At 63.8% G+C, this 18,098-nt stretch carries 15 protein-coding genes; 8 read left to right on the top strand and 7 right to left on the bottom strand.

Annotated elements, in window-relative coordinates:
* The first annotated feature begins 118 nt into the window (after positions 1-118).
* Genes GNH96_RS08505 through GNH96_RS08485 form a run of 5 tightly spaced genes read left to right on the top strand, consistent with a single transcriptional unit; the run spans position 119 to position 4,793 of the window.
* Positions 119-1,720 (top strand): multiheme c-type cytochrome, encoded by a 1,602-nt coding sequence (locus GNH96_RS08505; RefSeq protein ID WP_169603280.1) that lies wholly within the window; start codon positions 119-121, stop codon positions 1,718-1,720.
* A complete protein-coding gene (gene haoB / locus GNH96_RS08500; RefSeq protein WP_169603279.1) occupies positions 1,720-2,712 on the top strand; it encodes a hydroxylamine oxidation protein HaoB in 993 nt (330 codons plus the stop codon). Before GNH96_RS08505 ends, haoB begins: the two co-directional genes overlap by 1 nt.
* Positions 2,713-2,759: 47 nt before the next feature.
* Positions 2,760-3,383: a cytochrome c biogenesis heme-transporting ATPase CcmA gene (gene ccmA, locus GNH96_RS08495; RefSeq protein WP_169603278.1), complete on the top strand. Its 624-nt coding sequence runs from the start codon at positions 2,760-2,762 to the stop codon at positions 3,381-3,383.
* The gene (gene ccmB, locus GNH96_RS08490) at positions 3,380-4,057 is read left to right on the top strand and encodes a heme exporter protein CcmB (protein WP_169603277.1); all 678 of its coding nucleotides are present in this window, start codon (positions 3,380-3,382) and stop codon (positions 4,055-4,057) included. The genes ccmA and ccmB overlap by 4 nt, the downstream gene beginning before the upstream one ends.
* Positions 4,058-4,061: 4 nt before the next feature.
* A complete protein-coding gene (locus GNH96_RS08485; RefSeq protein WP_169603276.1) occupies positions 4,062-4,793 on the top strand; it encodes a heme ABC transporter permease in 732 nt (243 codons plus the stop codon).
* Between the two features lies 1 nt (position 4,794).
* Here the strand turns inward: GNH96_RS08485 and GNH96_RS08480 are convergent, their stop codons facing one another.
* The 6 genes from GNH96_RS08480 to GNH96_RS08455 all read right to left on the bottom strand — a co-directional run bounded on the left by GNH96_RS08480 (position 4,795) and on the right by GNH96_RS08455 (position 11,233).
* Positions 4,795-5,745: a hypothetical protein gene (locus tag GNH96_RS08480; protein ID WP_169603275.1), complete on the bottom strand. Its 951-nt coding sequence runs from the start codon at positions 5,743-5,745 to the stop codon at positions 4,795-4,797.
* 132 nt (positions 5,746-5,877) lie between these two features.
* Positions 5,878-7,077 carry an amidase gene (locus GNH96_RS08475; RefSeq protein ID WP_169603274.1) on the bottom strand — a complete coding sequence of 400 codons (1,200 nt, stop codon included), beginning with the start codon at positions 7,075-7,077 and terminating at the stop codon, positions 5,878-5,880.
* 189 nt (positions 7,078-7,266) lie between these two features.
* Entirely contained in the window at positions 7,267-8,319 is a 1,053-nt protein-coding gene (locus GNH96_RS08470) for a PstS family phosphate ABC transporter substrate-binding protein (RefSeq protein WP_169603273.1), read from the bottom strand.
* Between the two features lie 92 nt (positions 8,320-8,411).
* On the bottom strand, positions 8,412-8,783 hold the full coding sequence (locus tag GNH96_RS08465) for a c-type cytochrome (RefSeq protein ID WP_169603272.1): 372 nt from the start codon (positions 8,781-8,783) through the stop codon (positions 8,412-8,414).
* A 48-nt stretch (positions 8,784-8,831) separates the two neighbouring features.
* A complete protein-coding gene (locus GNH96_RS08460; RefSeq protein WP_228719769.1) occupies positions 8,832-10,457 on the bottom strand; it encodes a porin in 1,626 nt (541 codons plus the stop codon).
* A 488-nt stretch (positions 10,458-10,945) separates the two neighbouring features.
* Positions 10,946-11,233, bottom strand: a complete 288-nt coding sequence (locus tag GNH96_RS08455) for a hypothetical protein (RefSeq protein WP_228719768.1) — start codon at positions 11,231-11,233, stop codon at positions 10,946-10,948.
* Between the two features lie 195 nt (positions 11,234-11,428).
* Here GNH96_RS08455 and GNH96_RS08450 point away from each other — a divergent pair, with 195 nt between their 5' ends.
* Genes GNH96_RS08450 through GNH96_RS08440 form a run of 3 tightly spaced genes read left to right on the top strand, consistent with a single transcriptional unit; the run spans position 11,429 to position 16,483 of the window.
* Positions 11,429-12,430, top strand: coding sequence for a DUF6635 family protein (locus tag GNH96_RS08450; protein WP_169603270.1), 1,002 nt, complete (start codon positions 11,429-11,431; stop codon positions 12,428-12,430).
* Positions 12,427-14,043, top strand: a complete 1,617-nt coding sequence (locus GNH96_RS08445; RefSeq protein WP_223163395.1) for an alpha-amylase family glycosyl hydrolase — start codon at positions 12,427-12,429, stop codon at positions 14,041-14,043. The genes GNH96_RS08450 and GNH96_RS08445 overlap by 4 nt, the downstream gene beginning before the upstream one ends.
* 16 nt (positions 14,044-14,059) lie before the next feature.
* Positions 14,060-16,483: a beta-galactosidase gene (locus GNH96_RS08440; RefSeq protein WP_169603269.1), complete on the top strand. Its 2,424-nt coding sequence runs from the start codon at positions 14,060-14,062 to the stop codon at positions 16,481-16,483.
* Positions 16,484-16,493: 10 nt separating this feature from the next.
* On the opposite strand, the gene GNH96_RS08435 is transcribed toward GNH96_RS08440, so the two are convergent.
* Positions 16,494-18,017 carry a sulfatase family protein gene (locus tag GNH96_RS08435; protein WP_169603268.1) on the bottom strand — a complete coding sequence of 508 codons (1,524 nt, stop codon included), beginning with the start codon at positions 18,015-18,017 and terminating at the stop codon, positions 16,494-16,496.
* Positions 18,018-18,098 lie beyond the last annotated feature (81 nt).

Here is an 18,098-nt window from a genome sequence, read left to right as displayed (position 1 = left end):
CCGGCATACCAGTAAACCCCAATGCCTCGGGCCGTGCCTCGTATTGACGCCATTTTGTTTTGCTCCGATACTTTCAAAGGGTCACAAACCGGGACGGATTGCCGAAGGAGCACACTCGATGATCAGAACAACGACGACATGGCTGCTGGCCGCTTTGCTGATACTCGCTCACGCAGCGGTGTTCGCCGCGGCGAGCGAGACGGATTTTTCTCAGATCAAGGACAAGTACCAAAAGGACCATCCCGGCAAGGGCAAGTTCTCGCAGTACTGGGAGCCGATCCCGATCCAGAAATACTGGAACCCCAGGGATTTCTACCAGCCGCCCACGGCGGTCTCGGGCGAAGTGGCCCGCGACCAGTGCGTAGCCTGCCACCAGAGTCTGACGCCGGGCGCATTCCATGCGTGGGAAAACAGCACCCATGCGAAGCTCGATGCGATCCGCAACCTGAGCAACAGCCAGGATGCGCGTTTCTACAAGAAGGACAAGCTGGCCGAGGTCGAGAAGAACCTGGTCGAGCAGGGCCTGCTGAAGGAGGGCGAGGCGCTCAAGGAAGTCGGCTGCATCGACTGCCACGGCAAGGTCGGCGCCCAGTCCATCCGCCACGACAAGGACCTGGTCATGCCGGACCGGACGCAATGCGGCACCTGCCACGTGCAGGAGTTCGCCGAGGCCGAATCCGAGAAGGACCAGCAGTGGCCGCAGGGCCAGTGGGGCAAGGGCCATCCCTCCCACGCCGTCGACTGGGAAGCCAACGTCGAAACCGCCATCTGGGCCGGCATGGCCGAGCGCGAAATCGCCCAGGGCTGCGACATGTGCCATTACCAGCAGAACAAGTGCGACGGCTGCCACACCCGCCATACCTTCTCGGCCGCCGAAGCCCGCCAGCCCGAAGCCTGCGCGACCTGCCACAACGGCGTCGATCACAATGAGTGGGAGAACTTCACGCTGTCCAAGCACGGCACGGTCTACCAGACCCACAAGTCGACCTGGAACTTCGAGGTCCCGCTCAAGGACGCCCTGACCAAAGGCGGCTACACCGCGCCGACCTGCCAGTATTGCCATTTCGAGTTCAACGGCGAGTTCTCGCACAACCTGGTGCGCAAAGTCCGCTGGGGCTTCAACCCCACGCCTGCCATCGCCGACAACCTGAAGCATCCGTGGTTCGAAGGCCGCAAGGGAAGCTGGAACGCCACCTGCGCCAACTGCCATAGCCCGAGCTTCGCGAAGAGCTACCTGGAGGCCGCCGACAAAGGCACCATCGCGGGAATCAAAGTGGAGCAGGAAGCCAAGCAGGTCGTCGAAGGTCTGTTCAAGGACGGCCTGCTGCCGGGCCAGAAGACCAACCGGCCCGCCCCGCCAGCGCCGGAGAAGGACGCCCCCGGCGGATTCTTCCAGCTGTTCTGGGCCAAAGGCAACAATCCCAGCCATGTGGAACGCGTGCATGCCGACATGTGGGAGCACGACTTGATCAAGCTCTACAAGGGCCTGGTCCACGGCAACCCCGGCGGATTCACCTACACCGAAGGCTGGTCCGAGCTGATGCGTGACTACGCGCTCATCATGGACGAGAACACCCGGCTCCGCGAGAAGGCCGGCGATGCCGGCAGCAGTGCCGGAAACCTGCCCCCGACGAAACAGGGCTCGAACATCCGCAACGTGCTCGGCGGACTGGCGCTATTGGCGGGCATCGCGGTGCTGCTCTACAGGCGCAAGCACTGATGGCGGACACGGCCGGCCAGCCGAAGCGCTCTCGGCTGGCCACCTCCACAGGGCTCGCGCTGCTGCTCGCGGGCGGCGCGACTCTGCTGTATGACCGCCTGCTCCCGCAGGTCCATTACGACGAGGCGCCCATTCCCAGCGCCGACTGGAGCGCCATGGAATCCCGTGGCGCTTTTCCCGTCACGGCACTGACGCGCTACATCCTGCACCAGGGCGACCAGGTTTCGGTCCCCCTCACGGTTGCCGACTACCGCGACGGCCGGAACCAAGATCAGAGGGTGACGCTGTATCCCCCCGAAGCCGGAAATACCGCGGCCAGGCTGCGCCACGATTTATGGCGGGCCGCGGGAGAAGCCATCGTCCGCCACACGGACGATAACGCCCTGTTCCTGGCCTGGTGGGACGACGCCCAGCGTATCCGTTTCCTCAGCGGACGCGACACCTGGCTCGACCGGCCGGCCGCCGCCGCCTTCCCGAACGGCGCGGAGCGCAGCTTGTGGGAAAAGGTCGCGGGCGGATTCGCGGCCGTCCCGGACCCGTCGCGGCGGCTGGCACGCTGGCTGGGCATGGACGCCGATACCGCCCTGGCGGAGATGAAGGCCCAGCTTCCGGCAGACCGTCCGGTCTACATGCTCGTCTGTCTGGACGATCTGGCCCGGCTCGGCGAAATCGAGGCGCTGGCCGGCGTCCGTCTCCCGTTCGAGGCCGCGCGCTTCCCCGGCGGCGACATGCACGGCCAGATCGCGGCAGTGCAGCAGTGGGCCCGGCAGGACGTCGATCAGGCCAGCTATCTGGTCCAGCAGATTTCCGGCGCCGGCGTGCGGGCCTGGCGCATCACCACGCCGCAGGGCCGCGATACCCTGCTTGCGCGGCTGCTGCCCTTCAGCACCTCGCTGGCGAGGCCGCTGCCGCAGGCGCAGGCAGTCTATCAGTCCGGCTGGGGTTCCTACCTCACCATCTATGCACTGAACTTCGGCGAAGGTAAGATGTGACCCGCGCGGCAGCCGCGCGTTTGTCTAATCCTTGAACATCCACGCCTTTGTCAGACGCCCCTCTTCGCGCCGCGGGCCTCGAGTGCATTCGGGGCGACCGGCTGCTTTTCTCCGGACTGAACCTGAACCTTTCGCCCAGCCAGTTGCTGCAGGTCGAAGGCGCCAACGGCGCCGGCAAGACCAGCCTGCTCCGCGTGCTGGCGGGCCTGAGCCGTCCTGCCGAAGGCGAGGTACTCTGGCGCGGCCTGGACATCCAGCACAACCGGGCGGCCTATTTCACCGAGATGGTCTACATGGGACATGCGCCGGGTTTGAAGGCCGAGTTGTCGCCGCTGGAAAACCTCAAGGTTTCCGCCGCCCTGCGCGAAGGACCGGCGGATGATGCGCGCATCGAGGCAGCCCTGACGCGGGTCGGCCTGGGCGGCTTCGAGGACGTTCCGGCGCGCGGGCTTTCGGCCGGCCAGAAACAGCGCACGGCGCTGTGCCGCCTGTTGCTGAACCCGGTACCGCTGTGGATCCTCGACGAGCCTTTCACCGCACTGGACGTGCGCGGCATCACCTTGGTGCGCGAACTGCTGGAAGCCCATCTGGCGGAAGGCGGCATGGCGCTGATGACTTCGCATCACGCCCTGGAGGTCCGGGGTGACTGCCGGAGCCTGAACCTGTCATGAACGGACTCGCCTCCGCCTTCTTCGCCATCCTGCGGCGCGACCTGATGCTGGCCTTCCGCCACCGCGGCGAACTGGCCAATCCGCTGCTGTTCTTCCTCATCATCGTCACGCTGTACCCCCTGGGGGTCAGCCCGGACCCCGAACTGCTGCGCAAGATCGCGCCGGGCGTGATCTGGATCGCGGCCCTCTTGGCTGCCCTGTTCTCCCTGGAAAACCTGTTCCGGGGCGATTTCGACGACGGGTCGCTGGAGCAGATGCTGCTCAGTCCCCAGCCGCTGTCGGTGTTGGTGGTGGCGAAGGTGCTGGCGCACTGGCTGGTCAGCGGCCTGCCCATGCTGTTCCTGGCGCCGCTCCTGGCCCTGTTGCTGGACATGCCGTCCAAGGCGGCCTGGGCGCTGGAAACGACGCTCGCCATCGGCACCCCGCTGCTGAGCCTGATCGGCGCGATCGGGGTGGCGCTGACCGTGGGCCTCAAGCGCGGCGGCATCCTGCTCACCCTGCTGATTCTCCCGCTCTACATCCCGGTACTGATCTTCGCCACCAATGCCGTCGCCGCCGCCGGTGCCGGCATGCCGGTGGAAGGTCAGTTGTACTTCCTGGCCGCGTTGCTGGTGCTGGCGCTGACGCTCGCGCCCGTCGCCATCGCGGCCGCCTTGCGCATAAGCATGAGTTGACACCATGTGGTCCTTCTTCCATAAGCTCGCATCCCCCAAGCATTTTTACCGCATCAGCGGCAAGCTGATTCCCTGGCTGGGCGCGATCACCGCCCTGCTGTTCGTCTCCGGTCTCTACTTCGGTCTGTTCAAGGCGCCGCCGGACTACCAGCAGGGGGAGAGCTACCGGATCATGTTCGTCCACGTGCCGGCGGCCTGGATGTCCATGTTCATCTACACCTTCATGGCGGTGCTGTACGCCATCCACCTGATCTGGAACATCAAACTGGCCGACGTGATGGCCTCCAGCTCGGCGGCGATGGGCGCCTCGTTCACCTTCCTCGCGTTGGTGACCGGTTCGCTCTGGGGCAAGCCGATGTGGGGGACATGGTGGGTATGGGACGCGCGGCTGACTTCGGAGCTGATCCTGCTGTTCCTGTACCTGGGCTACATCGCCCTGGTCTCGGCGATCGAGGACAAGCGCACCGCCGCCCGTGCCGGTGGACTGTTGATCCTGGTCGGCGTGGTCAACATCCCCATCATCCATTACTCGGTGGAGTGGTGGAACACCCTCCACCAGGGGCCCACCGTCACCAAGCTGGACAAGCCTTCGATCCATCCCAGCATGCTGCTACCGCTGCTGCTGATGGCGCTGGCCTTCCAGTGCTACTACTTCACGCTGGTGCTGGTCCGCGCCCGCACCGAACTGCTGGAGCGGGAACGCCGCAGCGCCTGGATCAAGGAGCTGTTCGGCTGAGTCAGAACGCGATGGCCAGGCCCATCGTGCCCAGATAGCTCGGCACATAGTCGCCCAAGGCACCGCTGTAGCTGCCGAAAACCGCGATGCGGTCGTTCACGGTCCACTGAAATCCCACGCCCATGACGTGCTCCTGCAGCATCTGGACCGGCCCCACTGTTCCGGCATGCAGCGTACGCGGCAGGGCCGCTGCGTTGACGTAACCCTGGAGAAACAGCGCGAAATCTTCGACGATGTCGCGCTGCAGCGCCCATTGGAACGATGGCAAGATGACCTCGGCCCCCTTGAAGTCCTGCAGGCTTGCGAAACCGAAATTCCAGTTGAAAGCCACGTCGAAGGGCAGGACGTGATCCGCATTGAGCATCAAGGAACCCTGGGTGCCACCATTGAAGACAGGGCTCCCCCAGGTCGTCTGCACGTATGCCTCCAGCCCCACCGAATAGTTGAAATACTCGAAGTCGTCCTTGTACAGGTGGATCTTGGTATCGAAGGTCAGCGGCGAAAATCCGGTGGCCGATTGCGGCGGGCCTTGCACGGTCAGGCCCTGAGTGAACAAACGCAGCTCCAGGTCGTCGGTCAAGCCATAGCGGAACAGGACTTCCCAGTTGTACTGCTTCACCGAATTCGAACTCGCCCCCTGCAGCATGAGCGGGCTCATCTCCAGGTAGATACCGCCTTCGGGCAGCGTGTAGGACGAGTTGGGGAAGTTGGAAAGATCGGGGCCGGGCTCCCTGATCGTCGGCACTGCAGACTCGGGAGCCGCCGGCTCGGGCGAAGCCGCGGGACTCGGCGACGGCGGCCGGTCCGGCTCCGGACTGTGGACATGCTCGCGGTAGACCGCGGCGTGTTCGCCGGGACGCCCTGGCGCCGACTCGGTCGAGGACTGCTCCGCATGCGCCTCGAGACCATGCGCCGTCACGGCGGCCAGCAATGCGATCGCCGCTCCCGCCATAAGCCCTGCAGGGCCACATTCCCGGTGCCGGAACAGGCGTTTCGAAGAGCAGCCATCGGGTCGCATCCCTGCCTCCCTCCGCCGGCAGGCTAGGCCGAAACCGGGAGACTCGCCGGGGTCACGGTTCGGCGGTCAGTCATCGAGCGCAGCCGCCACCCCTTGGGCAGCGGACAACAAGAACGCATCGTTCCCTTCGGCGGCCAGCAGGGAAAGACCGACCGGCACCCCAGCCACGTCGACCGCGGGGAGAGATATCTGCGGCAGCCGGCCGATCCCCGCGATCGCCATGCGGGCCAGCACGCGCGGGAAATAATCACCCTGGGTACGGTCCAGTCCGAGGCTGCCCTTCAAGGGAGCCGGCGCATGCACGCTAGGAAAGCAAAGCAGATCCTCGGGCCCAAGGAATCTTGCAAGCGCGGCACGATAATGCTCCCGGCTCGCCAGGGCGGCCGGCAGCAACCGGCGGTCCAGGCCCCTCGCCAATTCGAAATTGCGGCGGGTACGCGCTCCCAGGGTCGGTTGCGCCGACTCGATCCAGGAGCCCAGTGTGCTCCAGATTTCGGCCCACTGGATGGGCAGATAGACTTGGGCCCAGTTGTCCAAGCCGGTGGCCCCCGCCTCGCCGTCGATGCTTCGCAAAGACATCTCGCGGCAGGGAAAACAACCGGCCAACCGCTCCAGCACCGGCTCGAAAGCGGTTCGCACCGCCGGCTCCGCCTCATCGAAGCCCTCCTGCAGCAGCCACAGCTTGCCGAGAGCGGCCGGCCGTGGGCCGATGTTCAGCAACAGGCTCATGACCCGCTGCAAGACCCCGCCGCAGCGGGCGAAGGCGCCGACCGTGTCGAAACCGGGCGCCAGCGGACTGACGCCGGCCACGGAAATGCGGCCGTGGCTGGGACGCATGCCCCAGATGCCGCAATTGCTGGCCGGCAGCCGGATGGAACCGCCGGTATCGGTGCCCAGGGCGAAATCCACCTCGCCCGCCGCCACCGCCGTCGCCGAGCCGCTGGACGAACCGCCCGGCACCCGGTCTGGCGCAGCCGGATTCAACGGGGTGCCGTAGAACGCATTCTCCCCGCTGAGGCCGAAAGCCAGTTCGTCGGCATGGGTCTTGCCGAGGCAGATGGCGCCGGCTTGCAGACACTGCTCGACGCACACGGCGTGAGCGGCTGCGGGCGGATGGCTGTTGGCCCAGTCGGGATTGGCGCAGCCGGTCACATGGCCGGCGATATCGATCACATCCTTGACGGCGAACGACAGATCCGCCAGCGGACCGGCTGCGACCGATCGAAGCTTCATCGGCGCGAGAAACGAACAGGAGGATTGGGGCATTGGGGCATCCGAACGGTTGTGGAAATGAGGTGGCAAGGGAATGGCAGGGCCAAGCTGCCGTAGTGGCGCCATTCTAGCCGGTTCGCCGCCTGCCGAGAAAGACAACTTGCGAACTCTCCCCCAAGAAAAAACGGCCCGGGGATCTTCGATCCCCGGGCCGTCGCGGAGCCACAGCGGCTGTAACAACCCTTACAGCGAAAGGAGTTTCAGTTTCTTCGCATCCTCTGCCATTTGCTTCCGCTCGTCGGCCGGCAGCGGGACGAGTCCGCGTTCGGACAGATAGCCGTCCTCACCCCAAGCCTTTTCGCTGGTGAACTCCGCGATGTACTCCGCGATTCCCGGAATCATGCCGATATGGGATTTCTTGACATAGAAGTACAGCGGGCGGGAAATCGCGTAGCTGCCATCGGCGATCGATTCGAACGAGGGATCCACACCTTCGATCTTCACCGGAGCAACCTTGTCGGCGTTTTCTTCCAGGAAGCTGTAACCGAAGATGCCCACCGCATTCGCGTTGGATACCAGCTTCTGCACGATCAGGTTGTCGTTTTCGCCGGCTTCCACGTAAGCGCCGTCTTCACGGATGGTGTGGCAGACCTTCTTGAATTCCGGTTCGTTGTCCTTTTTCAGGGCAGCAATCCACTTGAACTCCTTGCAGCCCCCCTCCATCGCCAGTTCCGCGAAGGCGTCACGGGTGCCCGACGTCGGCGGGGGACCCAGTACCTCGATCTTGGTGGCCGGCAGCGCTGGATTGATCTCGTTCCAGGTTTTGTAGGGGTTGTCGACCAGGTTGTCGCAGCCGCCGCAGTCCGGATCCGGAATCTGCTTGGCCAGCGCCAGATAGACTTCCTTACGGGTTAGCTCCATGGGCTTGGCTTTCTTGGACTGCGCCAGCACGATGCCGTCGAATCCGATCTTGACTTCGACGATGTCCTTGACACCGGCTTTCTTGCACTGCTGGAACTCGGTGTCCTTCATCCGGCGCGACGCATTGGCGATATCCGGATGGTCGACCCCTTCACCGGCGCAAAACAGCTTGATGCCGCCGCCGGTACCGGTGGACTCCACTTTCGGCGTCTTGAACTTCCCGCCCTTGCCGAAATGTTCCGCCACCACGGTGCTGAACGGGTAAACCGTGGAAGAGCCCACGATGCTGATGGTATCGCGGCCACCGGCGGCGCATATGCCGGCGCCGAACACCGCGGCCGACACGGCCAATCCCATGCTGATGATCTTTTTCACGTGAATTTCTCCACTGTTAAGGTTTCTATCTTCTCAAGAGCAAGCGCGGCGCCGATCCCCCGAGAATTCCCAGGGGCCGGCACCGCCGTTTCTTACCAGGCGCCGCCGCGGTTGCCGGGCTGCGTCACCATGTAGTAAATCGCATCGGCGACGTTTTTCTCGGAATATCCCGGCCCAACGATGGTTTTCGGGTTTTCGAGATATTTGAGATCGACATGCTTATTCAGAATCTTCCGCCACAACGCGGATGGTTCGCCCCAGATGACGGTGGCCGAAGGGGTCAACGCCCCATTGGTGCCGTTGTCGTGACAGGCCGAACAATAGGTGGCATAGGTGTTGCGGCCGTTCTGATAATCGAAGCGAGCGTTCGCCAATTCAGGCGTGTTCGCATCGATCGGGGTGTGCAGCGTGCAACCCGCCATCAGCAGGGGCAGCACAGCCAGTATCGACAGTTTGATTTTCATATCTGCATTCCTTGAATGAGGTCGACCATACGCTTCGGCCCGCCCGTCTCAGTAATTGGCCTGAAGCTGCAGGCGCAGCACGTTGCCGTCGGCCTGACCGTAGCCGGCAAACAACGACTTGGAATTCCAGCCATCGGTGGTTCCCGCTGTGACGGTACGGAAGTTGGTCGTATTGATCAGGTCGTACGCCGCGGTCACTTCGACTTCCGGCCAGGGTTGATATTCCACGCCGAACTCCCACAGCCGTTCGGAAATATTCGGCGAGTTGTTGTCGAACTTGCTGCCGCCATTATAGGTTTCGAAGCGGGCGTAGGGCATCCAGCCGCCGTAGAAGTGGTCGATCTTGTAATGGGCCTGGACGTAACCACCCCAGACGTTCTTCGATTCGATCCAAGCGACTTGCTTGTTGTTATCGATCTGCAGTGTCGGTGCGATACCCCAGGTCCATTCCGTCTGCAGACCGAAGGGCTTCGGATAGAGCACGGCGTGAATGGCGCCGCGCAGATCCTGCTGGCCCTGGCCGTCGTTGATCCCGCCCACGCTGGTGCCGGTGATCGTCCCTTTCTGAGTCAAGTTCCGGCCACCGGCCGCGGTGTTATAGAAATTCTTTCCGACAATGTACTGGGTCACATTGCCGGTGACCGGATCCGCCGGACCGTTGAAGTTGGCCATCTGCACGACGTACTTGCCGTTGTAGCCGGAGGCGCCGATTTCGAGGATCTGGTCGCCGGGCAGCTCGAACGGATAAGTCACGCGGCCGTTGATGTGGAGGTTGTCGTTCAGCTCGAAGCGGTTGGCGCCCTGGCCGTTGTAAACGCCGAATGAAGCGACACCGTAGTCGCCGGAACCGCGCAGGCCGCTTTTCTGCAGGTATTTGAAGCGTTCCTGGGCCACATCGGGCGACCACATCGCGAAGACGCCGAGATCGCGTTCGTCTCGGACGGCGTTGGCGTCGGTCGCCAGGTTACGTTCGAAAGCGATGCGGTTCTGGGAGGACTGCAGGTTTTCCCAGCCGAACGGCACTTTGGACTGGCCGACACGAAAGCGGTACTCGCGTTCAGAGTCGATGAAGATATCACTATAAGCGTCGCGAATCTGGGCAAACTGGTATTGGCTGGTCGAGCTGTTCTGATCGACCGCCGGCGTGTTTGCGGCAAAATCCGTCTGCAGATAGAAAAGCAGGTGATCGGACACGTCCGCAGTCAAGGCCAGACGCGTGCGCCGCAGCAGGAAGTCCTTGTTCTGGCCGATGGAGTTGTCGTTCGGCATCGCCAGATTGTTGCGCGAATTTTCGTCGCCGTTCAGCAATTGGGAATAGCGGGTCTGGTTGTAGCCTTTGATGCTGATCTTGTCGAACCACTTCTTCTCGCCGGAGGGCGCGGGAGCGGTAGCGACTTTCTTTTCGGATTCCTTGATGGCGGCGGCCTTCTTGTCTATGCGCTTTTCCAGCGCTTCGAGCTCCACCTTCTTCTGGTCGAGCTTCTGCTCGATGGACGATGCCTTGTTCTCGTCCACCTGCTCGAAAGTCCCCATTCGCACGCGGCCCGGGCCTGGCTCCGCATAGATCTGCTTGGTCTTCTTGTCCATGTACAGATCGATCGCGGCGTATGCCGGCACCGCCAGCGTTCCGCCAAGCAGAGCCGTCACGCTCATACGCAACAGATTGGATTTCATTTGTCGTTACTCATTTGGTCGCAAATCGTTTTTTTCGTGCCCAAAGCAACAGGCAGTGGCAATTCGGCAGCGCAACGATAATGAGCAAATATGACAGGAACGTTACAAAGCGATGTAAGCACGAAGAAAAGCACGTCGAGCCGGAGGTCCGTTGCGCTGGCGAAAGCCGGTCAGGCCCGGCCATGAAGAGCAATGACGCCCTGCGATCTCGGAATGGAAAGAGCGGCGTTGCTGCCACCCTCGAGAGAAGGGCCTTAACGGCAAGGAGAGGACAAGGTTTTCGACCAAGACGTGGTCAGAAGTTGATGAACAGCGATCCCATGATGAGGTTGCGCATGACCTGATCCTGGTGATCGGAAGTGTCGATGTACTGGTTCATTTAGCCCAGCTCCACCCGGAATCCGGGATCGAAGCTCCATCCTGCCCCAGTCATCGGTCACCGGCTCGGCATGTGCGCCGTATGGCAAAGCCAATGCGACCGCGACGGTTCATTCCAGCGTCGGTTTTTCCCGTATCGAACAGATTTTTTCGTCGCGGCATTCGATGTCGTAGGAAACGGCCCGGCCGCAGCCGTTCACGCGGATGCCGTATTCGCTGTAAAGCTCGCCCAACGGCTGGCCCGGCACCTCCTTTTTCGTCACGATCTCTGCCTTGGCCTGCGGGCAATTCAGTTCCCTAGCGGCGCGGGTTTCGGCGGTCTGCAACGCGATCCGGGCATTCTCGGCCAGAAGCTCGGCGTCGGTCACACAACCGGCCAGCAAGGAAACAACCGGCAACAGGCGAATGCTTGCCGCACCGCCACTTGTCACGGATGAGAAATCAAACCGGTATCGTCGAACACTCTGCATGACAACGCCTCCTTTGATATGGGCTGGTGGAATGGCGGACGCTGTCGGCCCCTCCCGGAATCGTCCCGCATGACGATATACTCTGCCCGGCACTTCTTAGGCCAGACAAGCCTCAGGGCCGCCATGAAATCAGACAGCTCGATACCCGACTCGGAAGCCGCCATCCGCGAACTGCTGGAGCGGGCGACCGCGCGTGGCGTCGCCGGCTATATCGAAAGCCGGAAAGCGAGAATCCCCGACTTCGTGGAGCGCTACTTCTCCTTCCGAGGCGCCTGGGAATTGCACAAGAAAACACTGGGGCGGGATTATTACCGTATCCCTGTCAATCTGCTGTGGAGTCTCCCGGCGTTTCTGGCCCATGCCGCCGCCGCCATTTCCGAGAAGCTGGGGGCATCCGCCGCTGCCCACTGGCTCGGCAAGGTTCCTTCCGGCCTGCCCACAGCGTTCCAGAACGAGCTGAACTGGCTGATCCATGTCGAATTGCTGGAACTCCCTTACTCGGACGGCATTCGCCAGTCCACCAAGGATGCCCTGCTGGAGGCGATCCTGAGCGATTCCGAACTGTCAGCCCGGCTCGCGGAATATCTCGGCGTCATACAATCCCGCGCCGAATCCGAAGCATTTCGCGCGATCCTGGCAGCCAAGCTTGCGGAGTACGGCAAGACCCGTCAGGCCGCGACCGAACTGGCCGGCAACATCGCCACCCTGGCCGGCGGCTATGCGGCTTTCGGCCAGCTGACCCCGGGCGCCGTTTCCGCCGGCAGTGCCGCGGCGGCTGCCATCGCTCAGCAAATCGCGATCGCCAATTTCTGGCTCGGCCCCACGCTGGGCGCTTGGTACTACACGGTGTTTCCGGCCAGTGCCTCGTTCGCCCTGATCGCGGCGAGCACGGGTGCGGTGATGGCGGCCCTGGGCGTCCTCGCCGCCCTGTCGGCCGTCGTGGTCGATCCCCTCCTGGCCAAGACCGGTTTCCACCGCAGGCGGCTGGAACGCTTCGTCGATGCCCTCGAACCCATGCTTGCCGGGCGGGAGGGGGGCGATTACCGCGTGCATGACCATTACCTCGCCCGGGTGTTCGATCTCGTCGATCTCCTGCGGCTGGCGGCGCGGGCGGCTCGCGCATGAAGGAAATGAACCCCCTCCCCGCCTGGTGGCAATCCGGCATCATCTACCAGATCTATCCCCTATCCTTCCAGGACGGCAACGGGGATGGGATGGGCGATCTTCCCGGCATCCGCCGCCGGCTGGACTATCTCGCGAGTCTGAACGTCGAAGGCATCTGGCTCTCGCCCATCTTCCCCTCGCCCATGCGGGATTTCGGCTACGACGTGGCGGACTACACCGGCATCCACCCCTGGTTCGGAACGCTGGAAGACTTCGACCGGCTGCTGGACGACCTGCATGCCCGCGGCATGAAGCTGATCCTGGACCTGGTGCCGAACCATACCTCCGATCGACATCCCTGGTTCCTGGAAAGCCGCGGTTCGCGCAACAACCCCAAACGTGACTGGTACCTCTGGCGCGATCCGGCGCCCGATGGCGGGCCGCCCAACAACTGGCTGAGCTTCTTCGGAGGCCCGGCCTGGACCTTCGACCGAGCCAGCGGGCAGTACTACCTGCACCAGTTCACCCAGGAGCAGCCGGAGCTGAACCTCCGCAACCCCGCCGTGCTCCAAGCCCTGCTGGATGCCATGCGGTTCTGGCTGAACCGGGGCGTGGACGGGTTTCGGGTGGACGTGCCTTGGCTGCTGGTCAAGGACGCCGAGTTCCGCGACGAGCCGGAGAATCCGGCCTGGGACGGTATCGATCCGCACGGCAGGCTACTCCACATCCATACCGCCCATCAGCCCGAGCTGCACGCCATCGTCCGGGCCATGCGCACAGTGGTCGACGGCTATGGCGGCGACCGCATCTTGATCGGGGAAACCAATGTCCCGGACGCGGAACTCGTCAAGTATTACGGCGCCGCGCTGGACGAATTCCACCTGCCCTTCAATTTCCGGCTGATCTACGCCCCCTGGAACGCCCGGGAAATCCGGCGGCTGGTCGAAACCTACGAAGCGATCCTCCCGCAAGGCGCTTGGCCCAACTGGGTGCTCGGCAACCACGACCAGCCCCGCATCGCCAGCCGCATAGGTCCCGAGCAGGCCCGCGTCGCCGCGATGCTGTTGCTGACCCTGCGGGGCACGCCGACCTGCTATTACGGTGACGAGCTGGGGATGGAGAATGTGGCGATTCCAAGGGAACGGATGCGCGACCCGCAGGCGCTGCACCAGCCCGAGGTCGCCGGGGTATTCAACCGCGACTCGGCGCGGACGCCCTTGCCTTGGGACGGTTCGCCCAACGCCGGATTCGCGCCCGAAGGCGTGGAACCCTGGCTGCCGCTGGGCGAGGACTGGCCGGTGAGGAATGTCGCCGGCCAATCGCAGGACCCGCGTTCCATGCTGAGCTTTTTCAGGACGCTGACCGCTCTGCGCCGCCGCACGCCCGCGTTGACCAGCGGCGACTACACGGCTGTCGACACGGCGGCCGACGATGTCTTCGCCTATAGCCGGGCTTTCGGAGCCGAGCGCATCCTGGTCGTGCTCAACCTGGGAGGCAACGACCGCCTGCTGGACCTGAGCCAACTCGGCGATGGCGCGGAGATGCTGCTGAACACCGGCATGCAGCGCTCCGGCAGAGTCGAGCTGTGCCGGCTCCGCTTACTCGCCAACGAAGGTCTCGTGCTGCGAACATGACGGGAGGCCCAGCGCCATGATCGAGCTCCGCGACAAGACCCTCCTCATCGACGGCCGGCCCCGCCTGGTGCTGAGCGGCGAGGTGCATTACTTCCGGCTCCGGCGCGAGGACTGGCAGGACCGGCTGGACAAGCTCAAGGCCGCCGGCTGCAACGCCGTCGCCTCCTACATCCCCTGGCTCTGCCATGAAACGGTCGAAGGCCGGATCGACCTCGACGGCCGCACCCGCCCGGAACTGGACCTCGGCGCCTTCATCGACCTGTGCCAAGCCAACGGTCTCTGGTTCATCGCCCGCCCCGGCCCCTTCGTGATGGCCGAGATGAAGAACGAAGGGCTGCCCTACTGGATTTACGAAAAGCATCCCGAGATCGTGCCGGCCGGCTGGGACGGCAAGCCCGCGACCACCCCTACCGTCGACTACCTGGCGCCCGGCTTTCTGGATGCGGCCCGCCGCTGGTACGACGCGGTGATGGCCGTGATCGCACCGCGTTTGCAGCCGGGCGGCGGCAACGTGATCGCGCTGCAGCTCGACAACGAGATCGGCATGCTGTCCTGGGTCAGCAACTGCCCGGACCTCACGGAAAACGTGCTGGCGGATTTCGCGGCCTGGCTGAAAGCCCGTCACGGCCTTGAGGCCTTGCGCCAGCGCTATCCGTTCGACCCGGACGCGCCGGAGGCGCGCCGCGACGGCATCCGATCGCCCGCCGAGAACTATGCCCTCGCCCTCATGCGCGACCTCGGCCACTACATGCGCGACCGTTTCGCCCGCTACGTCGCGACCCTGCGCGTCTGGGCGGAAAACGCCGGCATCCGCGGCATCCCGTTCGTGGTCAACATCCACGGGACCGGCGGCGGCCGCGGCTTCGGCTTCCCGATCGGCATCAGCCAGCTCTATCCGTCCTACACCCAGGACGCCGGCTACCTGTCGGGCTCGGACATCTATTTCGGCAACCTGACGTTCGACAATTTCCAGGACCTGTATCTCTGCAACGCCTTCATGGAAGCCGTGCACCGGCCCGAGCAGCCGCTGGCCTCCATGGAGTTCGAATGCGGCGACGGCAACTACGGCAACACCTACGGCAACCGGCTGGACCCTTCCGCCGCCGACTTCAAGGCGCGCATGTGCCTGGCCCAGGGCGCACGGCTCATCAACTACTACCTCTTCAGCGGCGGCCGCAATTACAAGCTCGACCCGGCGCCGCAGGACGGCGATGGCCGCATCGCCGTCACCGGCGAACGCCACGGCTTCGCCGCGCCGGTCGATCCCGAAGGGCGGTTGAACTACAGCTATCCGCGCCTGGCGAGCCTGACCCGGACCGTGGCCGCCGTCGCCGATAAGCTGGCCACGATGCGGGAGGAGCGCGACCCGCTGGCCTTCGGCTTCATCCCCGACTATTTCATGACCGAATACCGCTATCCTGCCAGCGCCGCCATGGCCGACATCATCCGCAACCTGGAAGCCAACCGCGGGCCCGGCGCCTGGGAAACCATGGCGCGGGCGATGCTGCTCGGCGGCTACCGCTTCGGCGCGGTGGACATCCAGAACCGCGCGCTCGACGTGGCAAGCACGCCGGTGCTGGCGCTCGGCTCGGCCCGCTACATGGACGCCTCTGTCCAGCGCAAGCTGGCCGATTGGTTGGCCGCCGGCGGGGGGCTGTTGCTATATGGAGAGGTCCCGCAATACGGGATGGAAGGCGAGCCCTGCACGGTGCTGGCCGAGGCGCTGGGCGCCCAAATTTCAGGCTTTCGCCAGGCCAGCGAGCGCTATTTCCTCTCGCTCGCCGCGGATGGCTGGGCCGCGCCGCGGCCGGAAGTGCGCACCCATTTCGCCCAGACCTTCGCCGTCCCATCCGCTAGAGCACTGCTGCGGGTCTGCGACACCGGCGAAATCTGCGGCTTCGAGACGGCTGTCGGAAACGGCCGCGCCATCGTCATCGGCACCGCCTACCCTTGCGACATCGCCCTGTTCCGCACGGCCCTGGAACGACTGGGCGCGGTCGCCGCCTTGCGGCACGACTGCGAAGACCACGGCATCTTCATGACGTCGACCGCCAACGCCGCGGGCGAGCGCTTCATCCACCTGCTGAACCTGGACGGATTCGACAAGCGCTTCCGCCTTTACGAGCACGGCCAGCCGCTGTTCGGCGGACGCGAAATCGAGCTGCAGGCCCGCGACGGCGTGATGCTGCCGCTGGCCATGCGCTTCGGTGAAGTGAAGATCGAGTACGCCACCGCGGAAATCGCCGCCGTGTCACCGGACTGCATCGAATTCCGCCCGACCCAGCGGCTGGACGTGATCGCCGTCGAGACGGCACGGGAGATACATCTCTCCTGGCATGACGAACTGCAGCAGGACACCCCGACGACTTACGTGGTGTCGCTACGCCCGCCCCCGCTTCGCGACCGGATCACCCTGCGGCACGAAAGCGCTGGCGGCTGACAAGTGTCCGTTATTGCGGCGGCTCGGCTTCCGCCTTGCGCAGCACCTTCGTCTTGGCCTTGCGCAAAGACTCCAGCCAGACCGCCAGCCGGGCTGTCAAAGCGGGATCCGTGCCGGCATGAACGTTGGTGAGCTGCTCCGGATCGGTCCTCAAGTCGTAGAGTTCGCGCTCCCCGGTTTCGTACTCCACGTAGGTCAGGCCCTCCGCCGTGCGCAGCCCCTCGAAGCTTGGCGCAACTCCCCCGGACGTCATCTGTGCGTGAATTTCTTGAAGGTCCGGCGGCTCAAGCACCTTCCGGGCCACCGCAGCGGCTGCATCCTCCCGCTTGCGCTGGAGCAGGAAGCCCCGGCGCCAGCGCTTGGGCGGCGTGCCGTTCAGGAAAGGCGTCAGCGAGCGCCCGTCCACATAAGGCGGCGCGGGCAGGCGGGCAATCGCCGCGAACGTCGGCGCAAAGTCCACGTTGCCGGTCATCGCCTTGACTGTCCGCCCCGCCGGAACCCCAGGCCCCCGCACGACCAGCGGCACATGGATGTCCTCTTCGAACGCGGTGTTCTTGCCCATCGGCAACCGGTGCTGGCCCATGTGAAAACCGTTGTCGGAGGTGAAGAAGATATAGGTGTTTTCCAGCCTCCCCTGCGCCTGCAGGGTATCGACCAGGCTCTTCACCATGTCCTCCACCGCCTGCATGGACTGCAAGCGCCTGCGGTATGCCGCATCCATGTCGGCGATCTGTTCCGCGGTGAGCTTAGGAGCGCTCTTGACCCAGTCCGGTTTGTCGCTCACGTCCTTTTCGTTGAAGGACGCTGTGCGCGGAACTCGAGCGTCGGGGAAGGAGTCTTTGTACCGGACCGGAGGGGTAGCCGGCCCGTGCGGAATATAGGGAGCGAGATAGATGAAGAATGGCCGGCGCGGAAAGGACTTGACCGTGTCCTTGATGAACGCCTTGACCCTTTCCGACAGGACGTCAACCAGATAATCCTGAGTCGCGTTTCCGTATTTTCGACTCTTGCCGTTCTCGTTCAGCGAGTAGTCGTACTCCTGGTAAGGATCGCCGCCGTTGGGGCTGAGCCAATATGACCAGCCCGGCGGAACATAATCAGGCGCATCGACCGCCGGATAACCGTTGAGGTATTTTCCGAACAGCGCGGTACGGTATCCAGCCGCCTGCAGCCAGGCGGCGATGGTCGCATTTTCCAAACCTCTGGCGTAGACCTTGTCGAACCCGCCCAGCGGAAGATTGTTGCCGTAGATATTGGTGTTGTGGGCGTACTGCCCCCGCAACGTCGTCACCCGGGAAGGACAGCAGACGGACATGTTGACGAAATGGTTGAGAAATACAGTCCCATGCTTGGCCAGGAGAGAATCGATGACGCCCTGTTCCTGAAACGTTGGCATGTCGAGATCGTCGATCAGGATGAAGACGATGCTCGGCAGCCTGGGTTGGGGGGGCGCTTTCGCTTCGACCTCGGAAACGCTGGCCAAAGCGCAAAGCAAGGAGATCAATATCGGGCGGACGAAAACAAACCGACTCATCAAAGCATTTCCATTTTGCTGAATGGGGCTCTCTGAAGCCACCTACACCAAATTTTGAGAATTTTACGCCGCTCAGGACGG

It is taken from the genome of Methylococcus geothermalis, from assembly GCF_012769535.1.
In the GTDB taxonomy this organism is placed as follows: Bacteria; Pseudomonadota; Gammaproteobacteria; order Methylococcales; family Methylococcaceae; genus Methylococcus; species Methylococcus geothermalis.
Note: the sequence above shows the minus strand (reverse complement) of the source record. Positions and strands in the feature narration are given on the sequence as shown.